The following is a 15,054-nucleotide window of genomic DNA, read 5'->3' as shown; positions in this document are numbered from 1 at the left end:
GCAGGCAAGCGAACAAAACAATGCAGCGTCGGAAAGTTTTTGATAACGGCGTAAGGAACGCAATGCCACGGCAATGTGTAATAAACGTAACGGAAAGGAGATAGAGTCATGCAAAATATGGAAACTCGGCAAGAGTTGTGCAAATATGCGCGGAAAATTGTGGACAGCGGGCTGGTAGTGGGACCTGGAGGAAATATCAGCGCCCGGGCAGGCGACAAGATGTACTTGTCTCCAAGCGGTTTTGCCTTGGAGGATATCGAGCCGGAGCAATGGGTGGAGGTGGATATCCCCACCGGAGAAATTACCGACAACGGACTTCGGCCATCCTCGGAGGTGCTGATGCATCTGTACGGATACCGCGAGAAGCCCGGCATGGGGGCGATGGTTCATACGCATCCGTCGCACTGCATCGCTTTTACGCTGATTGAAAACGAGCTGCCGATCATGTTCCCGGACCAAGCGGCCCTTGTCGGCAGAACGGCTTTCATTCCGTATCTGATTCCAACGACGGATCTGCTGGCCAATGCAGTGGCGGCCAAGGTGAATGAAGCCACCTCGATTCTGCTCGGCAACCACGGCCTGGTTACGACGGGCCGCAATCTGCGGGAGGCTTACTATCGGACCCAGGTGGTCGAGGAGAGCGCCAAAATTTATTTGAGCGCCCGCGCCGCAGGCGAACCGGTTCCGCTCAGCGAGCAGGAAGTGGCGGAAATTGCCGCGCTGGAGAGCGAAGATTACCGCATCAAACTGCTGCAAAAAATGAAATGATCGGGCGGTGAATGCATCATGAACCGAGTTCCTTGCGTTTTGGCTTTTGACCTCGGGGCGAGCAGCGGCCGGGCATTGATTGGCGAGATTGTAGAGGCGCCCGCAACAAAAAGCGGTGGTGTAATCGGCGACAGTTCCAGCGACGGCCATGAAGGGGGCCACAGTATCAGTCATGGTGTCAGTTCCGGCGACGCAGCCGTTCGCATTTTGAACATCACGGAAATCCACCGGTTTCCCAATATACCGGTGCGGATCGGCAAGCATTTGCACTGGGATACGGCTATGCTTCTTCAGGAAATCAAAACCGGTATCCGCAAAGCGTTCCAGGCCGGCTACCGGCCGGAAAGCTGCGGGATCGACACATGGGGTGTCGATTTCGGCCTGCTGGACCGGAACGGCGAACTGCTCGGCATCCCTTACCACTACCGGGACCATCATACGGAAGGAATGGTGGAGGAGGTGTCCGGGCTGATCGGCCCTGAACGGCTTTTCCGCGAAAGCGGCCTGCAGTTTATGCCGTTTAATACGCTGTATCAATTGTACGCGATGAAAAAGGCGGGCTCGCCCAAGCTTGAAATCGCGGAAACACTGCTGCTGACGCCCGATTTGCTGAATTACTTTTTGACGGGCGAAAAAGCCTGCGAGTTCTCGATGGTGACAACCACGCAGCTGTTTGACTCCGGCAAAAATGCCTGGAACCTGCCTTTGATGCGGGAGCTTGGATTGCCGGATTCGCTGCTGCTTACGCCCGTGCATCCCGGCGCCGTCATCGGCGAGCTTACCGACGACGTTTGCGCGGAGCTTGGCGTACCGCCGATGAAGGTGATCGCGGTCGCTTCGCATGACACGGAATCGGCCGCCGCCGCCGTACCGGCTGCCTCCCAGGAATATGCCTACCTCGTCAGCGGCACCTGGTCGCTGCTCGGCACGCAAATGCCGGCTCCCTTACTGCGGCCCGAGGTTATGGAGCGCCAGTTCTCCAACGAAGGCGGGGTGGACGGCTCCTACCACTTGCTCAAAAACATTATGGGCCTGTGGATCCTTCAGGAATGCAAGCGCAAATGGGAGCAGAGCGGAGCGGATTTTTCCTTCGCGAAGCTGGTGCGGTTGGCGGAAGCGGCCGAGCCGCTGCGTTCGCTGATCGACCCCGACGATCTCAGATTCATGAATCCGGCCGACATGCCGGAGGAAATCCGCAGCTATTGCCGGGAGACCGGCCAACCGGAGCCGCGCTCGGAGGGGGAAATGGCCCGCTGCATTTTGGAAAGTCTCGCTCTGCGCTACCGGCAAGTGCTGGAGCAGGCCGAAGAGCTGACCGGGACGTCTTTTACCGGGCTGCATATGGTCGGCGGCGGCATCCAAAACGAGCTGCTGTGCCAGTTTACGGCAAACGCCATCGGACGCTCCGTTTGGGCGGGCCCGGTGGAAGCGAGCGCTATTGGCAACCTGCTCGTTCAGTTCAGAACGGGCGAGCATATCCGGGATATGCAGGAAGGGCTTGAGCTGGTGAAATCGTCTTTTGCCGTAAACGCCTACGAGCCCGAGAACGTGAAAGCCTGGGCGGACGCCTACGGGAACTATCTTCGGCTTACGGCGGCAGTCAAGGCTTGACCGCTGTAAAGAAACATGTCCCGCGGGCCGGCCAACTTGAGGCTTCTCGAAATTGACTGTGAACTGATTTTAAATCTATATAAGTTGAACCAATAATAAAGTAACTTGGCAAAAGGGTGAAATGTTCTGGCAGAAGCTAAAAGCTTTCTGAAAGAAAGCTACGTCGGAAGCATAGGCTTGAGGTCGCCTTTGTGACCGGATTTTTACTCCATTTGAATTTTATTAAATCAAAGAAATCCGGGAACAACAGCGATCGAAAGAATATTTCACACGGTTGCCGTTATACGTATTCAGTCTTTGGTTCAATTTATCAAGCCCGAATCCATTGGTGGAGGAATTTGTATGTTAAAAGGAATTTCAAGCCTGATTTCACCGGATTTGCTGAAAATCCTCATGGAAATGGGGCATTCCGACGAGATCGTATTTGCCGACGGAAACTTCCCGGCAGCCAGCCATGCCCGGCGTTTGGTCCGCTGCGACGGCCACGGAATTCCCGAGCTTTTGCAGGCGGTTCTGCCGCTGCTCCCGCTCGACACCTACGTGGAGCATCCGGTATCCTTAATGGCCGTGATGCCCGGCGATCCGGTAAAAACGCCGATTTGGGACACCTACCGGTCGATCGTCAGCCGCTATCATAGCGCGGGCGAGCCGTTCGAAGAGGTGGAGCGGTTTGCTTTTTACGAGCGGGCCAAACAAGCTTACGCCATAGTTACGACGGGAGAAACGGCGCTTTACGGCAACGTTATTTTGAAAAAAGGCGTCGTGGTCGAGTAATCAGGCTTGGCAGCAAATAAGGCAGTAGAAGCAAAATCGACAAGTGTGCCGCCCATGGGGCGGTGCACTTTTTTATCTTGGGCTTCAGCATGTTTCCGCTTACAATAGTAAGTAAACGGGAAGCGCTTGCTCCTGAGGCGGCCGCTTCTCCCTACGATACAAGGAGAATGACGGGATGGAATTAACGGCGATGGTCACGGGCGCGGATCACGGAATCGGCCTGGAGCTCGTCCGCAGGCTGCTGGAGGAAGGCTGGCGGGTTTTTGCCGGACAATACAGCAAGGCGGAGAATTCGCTTGCAGGCTTAAAATCGCAATACGGCGACAGGCTGACAATAACGGAACTGGACATCGGCCGCGACGAGAGTGTGGAACATACGGAGCAAATGGTGCGCGAACACACGGATTCTCTGGATTTGCTGATCAATAACGCGGCGATTTTGGGCGATATCCGGGCTACAATTTTGGACGAACTGAACTTTGCGCAAATGCTGGAGGTATACAACGTCAACGTGATTGGGAGTCTCAGGGTGACCCACGCGTTAATCGATCTGATTCTGAACAGCCGCCATAAGCTGATCGTCAACATTTCTTCCGAGGCGGGAAGCATCGGCCAATGCTTCAGAGATAGCTGGTATGCCTATGCGATGTCGAAGGCGGCGCTGAACATGCAGTCGAATCTGGTTTACAACGGGATCAAAAGCCGGGGCGGTCAAGTTCTCGTCCTGCATCCGGGCTGGGTGCAGACCTTCATGCGGGGGGAACAGGATGCCGAAGCGCCTTTGACACCGGAACAATCGGCAGTCCGAATTTGGAATATTGTACAGGACCGTTTTGGCCGTGAAACCGAAGCCCCCTTTAACCTGGAATTGCAGAGTGTGGAAGGCGGCGTGCTGCCGTGGTAAAATGAAATCGGTGAGATTACAGTTTTTATTACCCATTTTGAGGAGGTTTTTTGGAATGGAATATACATACTTGGGACGCTCCGGCTTAAAGGTAAGCCGATTATGCCTTGGTACGATGAACTTCGGCGTCAACACGGACGAACGGGAATCCTTCCGCATCATGGACGCGGCGGTGGATGCGGGCGTCAACTTTTTTGATACCGCCAATATCTACGGCTGGGGACAAAATTCCGGGAAAACCGAAGAAATCATCGGCCGTTGGTTCGCGCAAGGCGGAGGACGCCGGGAGAACGTGGTGCTCGCCACCAAAGTATACGGAGACATGAGCGATCCGCTGGACGGCCCAAACGGAGAAGGCGGCTTGTCGGCTTATAAAATCCGCCGTCATCTGGAAGGTTCGCTGCGCCGGCTGCAGACGGATCATATCGAGCTGTACCAAATGCATCATGTTGACCGCAACGTGTCCTGGGACGAATTGTGGGAAGCTTTCCGCATTCATCTGAACCAGGGGAAAATCGGGTATGTCGGCTCCAGCAATTTTGCGGGCCGGGATTTGGTGAAGGCGCAATACGAAGCGAAAAATCAGCGCGTGCTGGGCCTGGTGTCCGAGCAGCATAAATACAGCTTGATGTGCCGCCTTCCTGAGCTGGAAGTGCTGCCTGCGGCGGAAGAGCATGGCATCGGCGTCGTTGCCTGGAGCCCGCTCGAAGGCGGCCTGCTCGGCGGCAATGCCAAGAATCCGCAAGCCGGCTCGCGTTCGGCACATAACAACCGTTATGAGCAGTTCAGTTCGCAGCTGGATGCCTTCTCGGATTTCTGCAAAGAGCTGGGCGAAAGTGAAGCTAATGTAGCACTGGCTTGGACGCTGGTGCATCCGGCAATGACCGCTCCGATCATTGGTCCGCGCACGCTGGAGCAATTCCAAAATACGCTGCGCGTCATCGACATTAAGCTGAACGAAGCCGCCCTGCAAAGATTGGACGAGATTTTCCCGGGTCCCGGCGGGGAAGCGCCGCGCGCTTACGCTTGGTAATGCCGCGCGCCGCAGAAGGTTTAAGCAGCACCAATTACTAAACGGATAACAACTAAAACCAGCCATATTCGCCTCAATCGCGATGGCTGGTTTTTTTTGCATTTTTTTATGAAAACGTATACTCAAACATAAACAAATATATTAAAATTAAAACAAACAAAAATAAAGAAAAAAATGAATAATCAAAAATGGAGGTAAAACATGGTACAGAATTTATGGGACTCATCGATTTCATCCGCATTATCGTCTGAGCTTGAAGGGTTGGTTTACCGCTCCAATTTGCTGGGAGCCGACCGCAGGGTATGCAACTGGGGAGGCGGCAATACGTCAAGCAAAACGACCGAGACCGACTTCCGCGGCCGCGAAATCGAGGTCATGTGGGTGAAGGGGAGCGGCTCCGATCTGGCCAGCATGAAAGCCGGAAATTTTACCGGACTGCGTCTGGAGGATATTGGGCCGCTGTTTGAGCGCGAGGAGATGTCCGATGAAGATATGGTGGCTTATCTTGCCAACTGCATGATCGACGCCAAACATCCCCGTGCGTCGATCGAGACGCTGCTGCATGCCTTTTTACCCTTCAAGCATGTCGACCATACCCATCCCGACGCGATTATCAGCTTATGCTGCGCGGATAACGGCCGGGACATTGCCCGGGAAATCTACGGCAACCGGTTTGTGTGGGTTCCCTATATCCGTCCCGGTTTTACCTTGTCCAAATTGATCGCTGAAGGCGTACTGGCCAATCCCGACGCGGAGCTGGTGCTAATGGAAAAGCACGGACTGGTCACCTGGGGAGATACGCAGGAAGCGTGTTATGCCAAGACGATCTCCATCATCAACGAAGCGGAAAAGTACATCGAAGCCCGGATTCGGGCCAAAGCGGAGCAGGGCGGATTATTTGGCGGGATCAAAACGGAAGCGCTTACCGCTGTGCAGCGCCGGAATACTGCGGCTGCGGTGATGCCGCTTGTCAGAGGTTTGGTCAGCGGCGAAAAGCCGATGATTCTAAATTTTGACGACGATGAAGATGTGCTGGAATTTGTTGGCGGACGGGAATCCGCGCAGCTGTCCCAAATCGGGGCTGCTTGTCCGGATCATCTCGTTCACACCAAAGTCGTCCCGCTGCTTATTGATTGGGCCCCGGACGCTAAGGATCCCGATCTTGGCATCGCAGGCCTCAAAACGAAATTGACGGAGGGCATCACCGCCTATAAGGAAAGCTACAAGGCTTATTTTGAGCGCAATAAAAATGAAGGGGACATCATGTTCGAGGCCGCGCCGCGGGTTATTCTCATTCCGGGAATCGGAATGATCAACACCGGCAAAAGCTGGAGCAACGCTAAGCTCAGCGGGGCGTTGTACCATCGGGCGATCGCGGTGATGAAAGGAGCGACAGCGCTCGGAAGCTTTGTTTCGCTCAGCGAAAACGAATCGTACCAAGTCGAGTATTGGCCGCTGGAGCTGTATAAATTATCGCTGGCCCCCGCCGAAGCGGAATTCTCCCGCAAGGTCGCTTTGATCACCGGAGGGGCGGGCGGCATCGGCAGCGAAACAGCGCGACGGCTGACGGCGGAAGGCGCTCACGTCGTGCTGGCGGACCTTAATCTCGAAGGCGCCCAAAAGGTTGCCGCTGAGATCAACGAAAAATACGGCGAAAACCGCGCGCTGGCCGTAAAGATGGATGTGACCGGCGAAGAGCAGGTCGCGGCGGCGTACACCGAAACGGCGCTGATGTACGGCGGCGTAGACATTATCGTGAACAATGCCGGGCTCGCCACCTCCAGCCCGTTCGGCGAGACTTCGCTGCGGGAATGGAACCTCAATATGTCCGTGCTGGGAACAGGGTATTTTCTCGTAGCCCGCGAGGCGTTCAAGCTGATGAAGGAGCAAAATACCGGCGGAAGCATGGTGTTCATCGGCTCCAAGAACTCGGTTTACGCAGGGAAAAACGCCACCGCTTACAGCTCGGCAAAAGCGCTGGAGGCGCATTTGGCCCGCTGCATTGCCGCCGAAGGCGGAGAGCTGGGGATCCGGGTGAACACGATTTTGCCCGATGCGATTCTCCAGGGCTCGGCCATCTGGAACTCGAACTGGCGTAATGAACGGGCCGCGGCCTACGGCATCGAGCCGGATCAACTGGAGGAGTATTACCGGAAACGGACGACGCTGCTCGTCAACATTTATCCGCGCGACATCGCGGAGGGCGTCGCCTTTTTCGCCTCGTCGCGTTCGGCCAAAACGACCGGCAGCATGCTGACGATCGACGGCGGCGTGCCGGCCGCCTTCGTTCGTTAAGCGCGAGGCGGCATCAAGTTAGGAGGGGAATTCATGCTAGCGGCGGAAAGATACGAAAAAATCATCCGGCTCGTCAACGAGCGCGGCAGTATGCGGGTGTCGGAACTGAGCGAACTGTGCGAGGTGACCGAGGAGACGATCCGGCGCGATCTTGACCGGCTGGAGGGGGCGGGCAGGCTGCTCCGCTCCCACGGCGGGGCGGTCAGTCTGCGCGATCATCAGCCGGAGACGCCTTATTTTGAACGTGAGGTCATGCAGGCCGAGGAGAAGCGGCGGATTGCCCGCGAAGCGGTGAAGCGGATCGAACCCCGCGACCGGATCGTGCTCGACGCCAGCACGACGGCTTGGTATATGGCGGCAAGTCTGCCGGATATGCCGCTCACCGTACTGACCAATTCTCTGAAGGTCGCGCACGAGTTGAGCGCCAAAGAAAGGATCGAGGTGATTTCCACAGGCGGTGCGCTGGCGCGGCGCTCCATGTCCTGGGTAGGACCGCTGGCCGAGCGTTCGCTGGAGAGCTACCATGTCGACAAGCTGTTCCTGTCCTGCAAAGGATTCCATCCGGAGCGGGGCATCAGCGAATCGAACGAACAGCAGGCGATGGTCAAGCGGAAAATGATCGACATCGCCGATGATGTCGTGCTGCTCGCGGACGCCAGCAAATTCGGCCAGCAATCGTTCGCGCATGTCGCTGAAACGGGGAAGCTGGATGCGATCATTACGGATTACCGTCCGACGGATGACGAATTTGCAAGCCGGATGGAGCGGCTTTCGATTCGGCTTATTCAGGTTTAAAAAAACTTGCGCGAGGAGTAAAACAAGGGGGCGGAGGCATGAAGGTTTCGTTGTTTATTACCTGCGTCAGCGACGCGATTTACCCGCAGATCGGCGAAGCGATGGTTCGCCTTCTGGCCGAAGCGGGCGTAAAGCTTGATTTTCCCGCCGCCCAGACATGCTGCGGGCAGCCCGCCTTTAACGCCGGGTACTGGGAAGAAGCGCGGACATCGGCGCTGACGCTGCTTAAGGCTTTTGCGGACAGCGATTTTGTCGTCTCTCCTTCCGGGTCGTGCACGGGAATGATTCACCATTTCCCTAAGCTGTTCGAGAACGATCCCGTCCATTTGGCGATGGCGGAGGAACTGCAGAGCAAGTCCTACGAGTTTACCCAGTTTCTCGTACAGGTGCTTGGGATCACGGATTTTGGCGCCGTTTTTCCGCATAAAGTCACGTATCATCCTTCCTGCCATGGCAGCCGTTTATTGGGCATCAAGGAGGAGCCGATGGCTCTCCTCGGACAGGTGAGAGGCCTTGAACTGGTTCCCCTTCCATTTGCCGAGGATTGCTGCGGGTTCGGGGGAACCTTTGCGATCAAAATGCCCCATATTTCCGGTGCAATGGTAGAAGAGAAAGCGGATCATGTGCTGGAAACGGAGGCGGAGGTGCTGACCGGCCTCGACATGGCCTGCCTGATGAACATTGCCGGTAACCTGCGGCATCGCAAACAGCCGGTTCGCGTGATGCATCTGGCAGAACTGCTGTATGAAGGGGTGAGCGGAAGATGAACGCAAACGAAAAGCAAAGCGGTGCCTTGAGGGAGAGCGGGAGCGTTCATGGCGATGGCGGCGGCCGGGGCCGGTCTCAACTCTCGGCCTCTACGGTCAAGGAACGGGCCGACGAGGCGCTGAACAACGATTTTTTGCGCAAAGCGGTGCGTTTTACGACCGAGCGGCTGCGTAACGGAAAAAATCAGGCGGCGGACGATCACGGTCATTGGGAGGAATGGCGGGAACGCGGACGGCAAATCCGCCTGCATACGATCGCCCATCTGGATTATTACTTGAACCTGTTTGCCGAGCGGGCCAGGGAAAACGGAGCGCATGTCCATTTCGCCGCAACAGGCGCGGAAGCGGTGGACGTCGCCTTGGAGATCGCCAAGCGGAAGGGGGCCTCCACCGTCGTCAAATCGAAATCGATGGTCAGCGAGGAGCTGCACATCAATCACGCACTGGAGGAAATCGGCGTCGATGCGGTGGAGACGGATCTAGGGGAGTATATCATTCAATTGGCGGGGGAGACGCCGTCCCATATCATCATTCCGGCAATTCACAAAAACCGGGTTCAAATCGCCGAACTGCTGTCGAAGGAAGCAGGGACAACGCTACCCCCGGATACCGGCGTGCTCGCAGGCTTTGCCCGCCGGAAGCTGCGCGGCAAATTCCTCGCCGCGGACATCGGCATGACCGGCTGTAACTTCGCCATCGCCGAGACGGGCTCGATGGTGCTGTTCGAGAACGAAGGCAACGCCCGCATGGTGTCGACCGTACCAAAGACACAGATTACATTTATGGGGATGGAAAGAATTATTCCTTCCTGGAGCGATCTTGAGGTAATGGCTACCTTGCTGCCGCGTTCGGCGACGGGACAGAAGCTGACCGTCTACATGTCGGGCATTACCGGCCCGCTTCGCCGGGAAGACGGCGACGGCCCGGAGGAGATGCATATCATCATTCTCGATAACGGCCGCTCCGAGCAGCTCGGCGACCTGGAATTTCAGGAACTGTTGAACTGCATCCGCTGCGGTGCCTGCCTCAATGCCTGCCCCGTCTACCGCCATATCGGCGGCCACGCTTACGGCGGCACTTACAGCGGCCCGATCGGAGCGGTGCTGACCCCGGCCCTGAACCGCAACGTCGCCGAATGGGACGACATCGCGTCGGCTTCGAGTCTTTGCGGCGCCTGCTATGAGGCCTGCCCGGTCAAAATTCCGCTGCACGACATGCTGGTGCATCTGCGCAAACGCAAAGTGGAGCGGGGATACGGCAATCGGTTGGAGACGTTTGGCATGAGGGGATTCGCAAAAGTCATGGCGAACTCGAAGCGGCTTCATCGAACGCTGAAATTCGGCGGAGCCGCGCAGAAGCTTGTAGCGAGAGAAGGGGGAATCTCCGCAAAAATCGGGCCGCTCAAAGGCTGGAACCATAACCGGGTCGCTCCGGTGCTGGCCAAGCGGCCATTTCGCGACCGGTGGAACGGTTTGCGGCGGGAGCTTGATCGGGATCTACCGGAAGGGGACCGCGAACGCAAGGCAATGGAGCGATTGGAGAAGGTGCTGAAGGACCGGAGCGCCAAAACGAATCAAAAGGAGGGAGCACGGTGACGGAAGATCATGCTTACGAGGAGTGGCTCCGGGCCATGGAGGAGAAATCCCGTTCCAATCAGGAACGGTTCATGGACGGCATTGCGGGGCGTTTGAAGCGCCCGAGGCAACGCACGGCCCCGGAGCATCCACACCGGGGCGCACCGGCATATTGGCGCGAATTCGCATGGAGTCCGGAAGAGCGGATCGAACGGTTTGCCGCCAACTTCGAAAGCGCGGGCGGCCGCGTCATCCGGCTCGCCGAGATGAGCGAGGTTCAGGCGTTTATTCTTTCAAAAGCGAAGGAAACGGGAACTCGCCGGATCATCCGGCAAAACGATCCGATACTGGATGCCCTGCGGCTGGAGGAAGCGTTTGAGGCGGGCTGGGGAGCGGGAACGCGAAGCTCCGAAGAAAATCGAGCCGGAGAGGGGAGCGGCGAAGAGACGTCCGAAACGGCGGCCGCTCCGGAAACGGCTTACGCTTCATCATTCGTAGCGAAGAGGTTCGGGGCGGTCTCCGTCTCCGTCTGGAACGACGATCCCGGCGAGGACTGGAAGGCCCGCGCGGCGGAGGCGGACATCGGCATTGTCGCCGCCGATCATGCGGTCGCCTACACCGGTTCCATCGCCGTATTGTCCGGCCCCGGCAGAGGGCGTTCCGTCAGTCTGCTGCCGCCGATGCTGTTTGCCGTGATTCCGGCGGAACGCTTGCGGACACGGCTCGGCGAAGTGCTGGAGACTTTCGACGAAACGCACCAAGGCAATAGGCCTCTGCCCGCGGGGATTCATTTCATCTCCGGCCCAAGCCGCTCGGCCGACATTGAAAACGATCTGACGATCGGCGTTCACGGGCCTGGCGTCGTTTACGCGCTCTTGATCGGATAAACGGCGTTCTTTTACGAGAAAAGAACTTCGATATTATTTTGCCGAAGCAGCTCCATCCATTCGTCCGAAGGCCGGCGATCGGTGATCAAATAATCGATTTGCTCCCAATCGGCCAGTTTCACAAAAGCGTTCTTGTCGAATTTGGTATGATCGGCCAGCAAAATTACTTTATCCGCATGGCGCAGCATGAATTTCTTTAAATCGCATTCCGGTTCGTTGGAATCCGAAACGCCGTTGTCCCGGGTCAGTCCTTTGCAGCCGATAATGGCGGTGTCCACATTGTATTTTTGCACCGTATCCCTGGCGGCGGGGCCGACCAGCGACATGGAGCGGCTGCGCAGCGAACCGCCGGTAGAGACGATGTTCAGCTCCGAACCCGCAAATTCGTGCAAAATGCTCACGGAGTTGGTGATGACGGTGACGTTGTTTTTGTTGCTCAGCGTTTTCATAAATTCAAACGAGGTGGAGCTGGGATCCACCATCAGCGTGTCGCCGTCGCCTACCAGCTCCATCGCTTTAAGCGCGATGTCCCGCTTGATCCCCACGTTAATGGTATTCCGCGTTGCATACGGCAAATCCTCATTCGTATGCCGGTTCAGCATGGCTCCGCCGTAAGTGCGGGTCACGATGCCCTCCTTCTCCAGCTTCTCCAGATCGCGCCGGATCGTCTCTTCCGTCACTTCGAACATTTGGCTTAATTCCGAAACCATCACCCGCTTGTCCTGATGGATCAGTGTGATGATTTTTTGTTTTCTTTCCGCAGCCAGCATGGGCTCACCTCGAATTCCGTACGTTTCATCCCGCCAAAAGTCTATGCCGTTTTGCGGGGGTTCTCTTTATCATAGCGATAAAACGGCCAAGTTGGCAACTCAAAGAGGGGGCAGACAGTCGGTCGGTGTCGTCATCAAATTGACAAAAACAAAATAAAAACAACATAATTAATCTTTGTTTTGTTTACAACAAACATAATCCGATGTACGATGAAATTGAAGATAGTCATCTTTTCATCCCCCTTTTTACAGGATAGCAAAACAAAGGAGAGAAACCTGCTATGAGTACAATTTTGCCGGTGGAAAAAAACGGAACGTCGGTGCTGGAAGTCCCATTTATTCGAGAAATGGCCGAAATCACCTATTACATGTGGCAGCTCGGCTGGGACGAACGGAACGGCGGCAACATCAGCTACCTGCTGGATGAGGCGGAGGTCGCGAAATATATAGGAGTGGGCAAGGCCGACAGAACGATTAAGCTGACGTTTCCGGTGAAGGAACTCGCCGGCAAATATTTCATCGTGACAGGCTCAGGCAAATATTTCAAAAATGTGCTTGCCGACCCGGAAGCCAATATCGGCGTGATTCGAGTGGGCGAAACGGGCGAGCAGATCGACGTGCTGTGGGGGCTGCGGGACGGCGCGGTTCCGACCAGCGAGCTGGCGGCTCATTTCATGAGCCATATCGCACGGCTGAAGGCGGATCCGGAGCATCGGATCGTGATGCACTGTCATGCAACCCATACGCTGGCGATGACGTTCATCCATGATCTTGACGAGAAAAATCTGACCCGGACGCTTTGGAAAATGTGTACGGAATGCCTGGTTGTTTTCCCGGACGGCGTTGCCGTTGTCCCTTGGATGGTTCCGGGCAGCAGCGAAATCGGCAGAGCGACGGCGGACAAAATGCGGGATCGCCGCGTAGTGATTTGGCCGCAGCACGGGATTTTCGGCACCGGCAGAACGATGGACGAGACGTTTGGACTCATTGAAACGGTGGAGAAAGCGGCTCAAACGTACATGCTGGTGGCTCATCATCCGATCAAGCAGGAAATTACCGATGCACAGCTGGCCGATCTGGCCAAGGCATTTGGCGTGACACCTGCCCCAGGCATCCTGAAATAACCGGCTCGTTTAAATCGAATAACGCGTAAAGCGCCGGATTTCATAGGCTAACCGTCTATGGGGTCCGGTTTTATTTGTTTCCGGGCCGCTCCTCTCTAAAATCGCCCTTGCCTTTTTAATTAGCCGGAGCTAGAATAAAATCGAATCAACTTGTACGTACAATATCAGAAAAGTAATGGACGTATCGTGTTAGGTATGTACAAGTTATAAGTTGCATATCTATTTTTGGGAGGCGTTTTAGCATGGAATTGAAACCGCATTCATTTTGGTTTGTCACCGGCAGTCAGCATTTGTACGGTCGGGAAACACTCGAGGAGGTTGCCGAACATTCCCGGATCATCGCCGGACAGCTGGATCAAGACCCGGTATTTTCGTATCCGGTGGTATTCAAGCCGATTGTGACGACACCGGACGAAATCTACCGGCTGATCCTTGCCGCGAACAACGATGAAACCTGTTCGGGCATCATTACCTGGATGCATACTTTCTCGCCGGCGAAAATGTGGATAGCGGGCTTGTCCCAGCTCCAAAAGCCGCTGCTGCATTTCCATACGCAGTTTAATCGCGACATCCCGTGGGATTCGATCGATATGGACTTTATGAATACGAACCAGTCGGCCCACGGCGACCGGGAATATGGCCACATCGGCGCAAGACTTGGTCTCGCGCGCAAAATCGTGGTCGGCCATTGGGAAGACGGGGAGGTTCGCTCCGAAATCGCCGGCTGGATGCGGACGGCGGCCGCTTTTGCCGAAAGCCGCCGCTTGAAGGTAGCCCGCTTTGGCGACAACATGCGGGAAGTGGCCGTTACCGACGGCGACAAAGTCGAAGCGCAGATCAAATTCGGCTGGTCGGTCAACGGATACGGGATCGGCGATCTGGTGCAGGTGCTTCAGCAAGTCGGCGACGCCGAAGTGGAGGCGCTGCTGAAGGAATACGCCGAGCTGTACACAATCACGAAGGCGGGGCTCAGCGATGGACCGGTGCGCGATTCGATCGCTTATCAGGCCCGGACCGAAATTGCTCTTAAACGCTTTCTGGACGAAGGCGGATTCGGCGCGTTTACGACGACGTTTGAGGATCTGCACGGCATGAAACAGCTTCCGGGACTTGCGGTGCAGCGGCTCATGGAAGCCGGGTACGGCTTTGCAGGCGAAGGCGACTGGAAAACGGCGGCGCTGACCCGCGTGCTGAAGGTGCTCGCCGATAACAAAAGCACCTCGTTTATGGAAGATTACACCTACCATTTCGAACCCGGCAATCATATGATTTTGGGCGCGCACATGCTGGAGGTTTGTCCAACGATCGCCGCGTCGCGTCCGGCGATTGAGGTGCATCCGCTTGGCATCGGCGGGAAAGAGGATCCGGCGCGGATGGTATTTGACGGGCGGGACGGAGCTGCGGTCAACGCTTCGCTCATTGATTTGGGCCACCGCTTCCGCTTGCTGGTAAACGTTGTGGACGGCGTCAAGGTGGAACGGCCAATGCCGAAGCTGCCGGTGGCCCGCGTGCTCTGGAAGCCTCAGCCTTCGCTGCGCGAGTCGGCGGAAGCGTGGATTTTGGCGGGAGGCGCCCATCATACGGTGCTGTCGTTTGCGGTTACGCCCGAAAACTTGTCCGACTGGGCGGAAATGGCCGGAATCGAAGCGGTGTTCATCGACAAGGATACGTCTTTACGCCGGTTCAAAGATGAGCTGCGCTGGAGCGATGCCGCGTACCGGTTGCGGTAAATCCGGAAGGCAAGCCGAACGG

13 protein-coding genes are annotated in these 15,054 nt (G+C 56.3%); 12 read left to right on the top strand and 1 reads right to left on the bottom strand.

Translation table 11 applies throughout. From position 1 onward, the window contains the following. The first annotated feature begins 108 nt into the window (after positions 1-108). The 10 genes from ACI48K_RS09650 (at position 109) to ACI48K_RS09605 (ending at position 11,408) form a co-directional block, all read left to right on the top strand. Positions 109-768, top strand: coding sequence for a class II aldolase/adducin family protein (locus ACI48K_RS09650; RefSeq protein WP_475027389.1), 660 nt, complete (start codon positions 109-111; stop codon positions 766-768). Positions 769-786: 18 nt separating this feature from the next. Next, the gene (locus ACI48K_RS09645) at positions 787-2,379 is read left to right on the top strand and encodes a rhamnulokinase (protein ID WP_475027388.1); all 1,593 of its coding nucleotides are present in this window, start codon (positions 787-789) and stop codon (positions 2,377-2,379) included. 342 nt (positions 2,380-2,721) lie between these two features. Continuing rightward, positions 2,722-3,153 (top strand): L-fucose mutarotase, encoded by a 432-nt coding sequence (fucU, locus tag ACI48K_RS09640; protein WP_475027387.1) that lies wholly within the window; start codon positions 2,722-2,724, stop codon positions 3,151-3,153. Positions 3,154-3,328: 175 nt separating this feature from the next. Further along, the gene (locus ACI48K_RS09635; RefSeq protein ID WP_475027386.1) at positions 3,329-4,057 is read left to right on the top strand and encodes an SDR family NAD(P)-dependent oxidoreductase; all 729 of its coding nucleotides are present in this window, start codon (positions 3,329-3,331) and stop codon (positions 4,055-4,057) included. A 55-nt stretch (positions 4,058-4,112) separates the two neighbouring features. Then, positions 4,113-5,090, top strand: a complete 978-nt coding sequence (locus tag ACI48K_RS09630) for an aldo/keto reductase (protein ID WP_475027385.1) — start codon at positions 4,113-4,115, stop codon at positions 5,088-5,090. Positions 5,091-5,291: 201 nt separating this feature from the next. Then, positions 5,292-7,385, top strand: a complete 2,094-nt coding sequence (locus ACI48K_RS09625; RefSeq protein ID WP_475027384.1) for a bifunctional aldolase/short-chain dehydrogenase — start codon at positions 5,292-5,294, stop codon at positions 7,383-7,385. Between the two features lie 33 nt (positions 7,386-7,418). After that, positions 7,419-8,180, top strand: a complete 762-nt coding sequence (locus ACI48K_RS09620; protein ID WP_475027383.1) for a DeoR/GlpR family DNA-binding transcription regulator — start codon at positions 7,419-7,421, stop codon at positions 8,178-8,180. Between the two features lie 38 nt (positions 8,181-8,218). After that, the gene (locus ACI48K_RS09615) at positions 8,219-8,947 is read left to right on the top strand and encodes a (Fe-S)-binding protein (RefSeq protein ID WP_475027382.1); all 729 of its coding nucleotides are present in this window, start codon (positions 8,219-8,221) and stop codon (positions 8,945-8,947) included. Continuing rightward, positions 8,944-10,542, top strand: a complete 1,599-nt coding sequence (locus ACI48K_RS09610) for a LutB/LldF family L-lactate oxidation iron-sulfur protein (RefSeq protein WP_475027381.1) — start codon at positions 8,944-8,946, stop codon at positions 10,540-10,542. Before ACI48K_RS09615 ends, ACI48K_RS09610 begins: the two co-directional genes overlap by 4 nt. 35 nt (positions 10,543-10,577) lie before the next feature. Then, positions 10,578-11,408, top strand: coding sequence for a LutC/YkgG family protein (locus tag ACI48K_RS09605; RefSeq protein WP_475027588.1), 831 nt, complete (start codon positions 10,578-10,580; stop codon positions 11,406-11,408). Positions 11,409-11,419: 11 nt separating this feature from the next. On the opposite strand, the gene ACI48K_RS09600 is transcribed toward ACI48K_RS09605, so the two are convergent. Then, the gene (locus ACI48K_RS09600) at positions 11,420-12,178 is read right to left on the bottom strand and encodes a DeoR/GlpR family DNA-binding transcription regulator (protein WP_475027380.1); all 759 of its coding nucleotides are present in this window, start codon (positions 12,176-12,178) and stop codon (positions 11,420-11,422) included. Positions 12,179-12,459: 281 nt separating this feature from the next. On the opposite strand from ACI48K_RS09600, the gene rhaD reads away from it, so the two are divergent. Together rhaD and araA are read left to right on the top strand one after the other, a co-directional pair. Further along, positions 12,460-13,302: a rhamnulose-1-phosphate aldolase gene (rhaD, locus tag ACI48K_RS09595; RefSeq protein WP_475027379.1), complete on the top strand. Its 843-nt coding sequence runs from the start codon at positions 12,460-12,462 to the stop codon at positions 13,300-13,302. 242 nt (positions 13,303-13,544) lie between these two features. Further along, entirely contained in the window at positions 13,545-15,032 is a 1,488-nt protein-coding gene (gene araA / locus ACI48K_RS09590) for an L-arabinose isomerase (protein WP_475027378.1), read from the top strand. Positions 15,033-15,054 lie beyond the last annotated feature (22 nt).

The sequence above is a fragment of the Paenibacillus terrisolis genome (assembly GCF_056171975.1).
The sequence above is the reverse complement of the archived record's forward strand: the minus strand, read 5'-3'. Positions and strand labels throughout refer to the sequence as shown.

Coding starts and splice junctions, on each gene's coding strand:
- ACI48K_RS09650 (WP_475027389.1), top strand. CDS start 109: ATGCAAAATATGGAAACTCGGCAAGAGTTGTGCAAATATGCGCGGAAA.
- ACI48K_RS09630 (WP_475027385.1), top strand. CDS start 4,113: ATGGAATATACATACTTGGGACGCTCCGGCTTAAAGGTAAGCCGATTA.
- ACI48K_RS09620 (WP_475027383.1), top strand. CDS start 7,419: ATGCTAGCGGCGGAAAGATACGAAAAAATCATCCGGCTCGTCAACGAG.
- ACI48K_RS09610 (WP_475027381.1), top strand. CDS start 8,944: ATGAACGCAAACGAAAAGCAAAGCGGTGCCTTGAGGGAGAGCGGGAGC.
- ACI48K_RS09600 (WP_475027380.1), bottom strand. CDS start 12,178: ATGCTGGCTGCGGAAAGAAAACAAAAAATCATCACACTGATCCATCAG.
- fucU (WP_475027387.1), top strand. CDS start 2,722: ATGTTAAAAGGAATTTCAAGCCTGATTTCACCGGATTTGCTGAAAATC.
- ACI48K_RS09615 (WP_475027382.1), top strand. CDS start 8,219: ATGAAGGTTTCGTTGTTTATTACCTGCGTCAGCGACGCGATTTACCCG.
- araA (WP_475027378.1), top strand. CDS start 13,545: ATGGAATTGAAACCGCATTCATTTTGGTTTGTCACCGGCAGTCAGCAT.
- ACI48K_RS09605 (WP_475027588.1), top strand. CDS start 10,578: ATGGAGGAGAAATCCCGTTCCAATCAGGAACGGTTCATGGACGGCATT.
- rhaD (WP_475027379.1), top strand. CDS start 12,460: ATGAGTACAATTTTGCCGGTGGAAAAAAACGGAACGTCGGTGCTGGAA.
- ACI48K_RS09645 (WP_475027388.1), top strand. CDS start 787: ATGAACCGAGTTCCTTGCGTTTTGGCTTTTGACCTCGGGGCGAGCAGC.
- ACI48K_RS09635 (WP_475027386.1), top strand. CDS start 3,329: ATGGAATTAACGGCGATGGTCACGGGCGCGGATCACGGAATCGGCCTG.
- ACI48K_RS09625 (WP_475027384.1), top strand. CDS start 5,292: ATGGTACAGAATTTATGGGACTCATCGATTTCATCCGCATTATCGTCT.